We start from the raw sequence: 1,542 nt of genomic DNA on the forward strand, positions 1-1,542 counted from the left end.
ACGTGGAGGGTGTTGCTGTCTTGCGTCGGGTTGAGGCGCGGAGTGCGGCGGTGAGGGTGAGGGCCAGGGTGGCGATGGAGATGGCGGTTACCACGTAGAGGCCGGAGTGGTAGCCGGTGAGTGTCGAGGCCGTGCCCTTGCCGTCGTCTTCGGCTGCCATGGTGGCGGTGACGATGGCGAGGACGATCGCCGCGCCCACCTGGTAGCCCGTCTGGAGTACGCCTGCCGCGAGTCCCTGCTCGGACTCGGCCACGCCGTTGGTCGCCTGGACGTTGGCGGCGGGGAAGGAGAAGGGGAAGGCGATGCCGATGAGGACGATGCTCGGCAGGATGACCCAGAGGTACGAGGACGTCTCGTCGATACGCAGGAAGAGCAGGTAGGAAGCGGTGTAGGCGACGAAGCCCGCGAAGATCATCCACTGGATGCCGAAGCGCGCGATCAGCTTCCCGGCACGCGGGGCGATCGTCATGATCAGCAGGCCGATGGGCAGGAAGGCCAGGGCCATCTCCATCGGCGACCACCCGCGCAGCGTCTGGAGATAGAGACCGCCGATGAACTGGAAACTCATGTAAGTGCCGAGGATGGCCGCGGCGACCAGACTCGCGCCCACCAGGGCGCGGTTGCGCAGCAGTCCGAGGCGGAGCAGGGGCTCGGCGGCCCGGCGCTCGACGATGACGAAGAGGACGAGCAGGACAATCGCGGCGGCCAGGGTGCCGAGGGTGCGGGGGGAGGTCCAGCCCGCGTGGGGCGCCTCGACGATGCCGTAGACGAAGAGGAGCATCGCGGCGGTGACGCTGATGGCACCGGTGACGTCGAACTTGCCGCCGCGCCGCTCCCCGCGCGGGTCACGGGGCACCAGCCACACCGCGCCCGCGAAGGCGATGACCGCGACGACGACCGGGAGGAGGAAGGTCCAGCGCCAGCTGATCGAGGTGAGGGCGCCGCCGACGATGACACCGGTGGAGTAACCGACGGCTCCGCAGGCGGTGTAGATGCCGACGGCACGGTTGCGCTGGGGACCTTCCCTGAAGTTGGTGATGATGATGGACAGACTGGCCGGCGCGGTGAAGGCCGCGCCGATGCCCATGACGAACCGGGCGACGATCACCACGATGCCCTCGCCGGTCAGCCCCCCGACCAGGGACCCCACCGCGAAGACCGCCACGCCCAGGAGGAACATCCGGCGCCGGCCGAGGAGATCGGCCATACGTCCGCCCAGCAGCAGGAAACCGCCGAAGCCCAGAACGTACGAACTGACCACCCACTGCACGGACTCGGTACTCATCCCCAGATCCGCCTGGATCGGCGGAACCGCGATACCGACCATGATGTTGTCCAGAGCGTCCAGGAAGAACGCCGCGCAGACGCTGACGAGCAGACCCCACTCGCGAACGCCCCACCTGCCATCGCCCGCACGCCCACCACCACCAGGCACCACGTCGACCTCTACATCACTGGGAGTTGCTGCCATTCGACTGTCCTCATCTAGTCACGTGCCGGTCACTTCGACCCGATACCGGCGAGACGGCCGACAGACGGAGC

At 68.0% G+C, this 1,542-nt stretch carries 1 protein-coding gene; it reads right to left on the reverse strand.

Annotation, left to right across the window (positions count from 1 at the left end; all coding sequences use genetic code 11):
* Nucleotides 1-1,471: MFS transporter (locus tag BU197_RS21725; protein ID WP_188269985.1), on the reverse strand; the 1,471-nt coding region annotated here is incomplete at its 3' end.
* Nucleotides 1,472-1,542: the final 71 nt, after the last annotated feature.

Source organism: Streptomyces sp. CBMA291 (assembly GCF_014596525.1).
GTDB lineage: Bacteria > Actinomycetota > Actinomycetes > Streptomycetales > Streptomycetaceae > Streptomyces.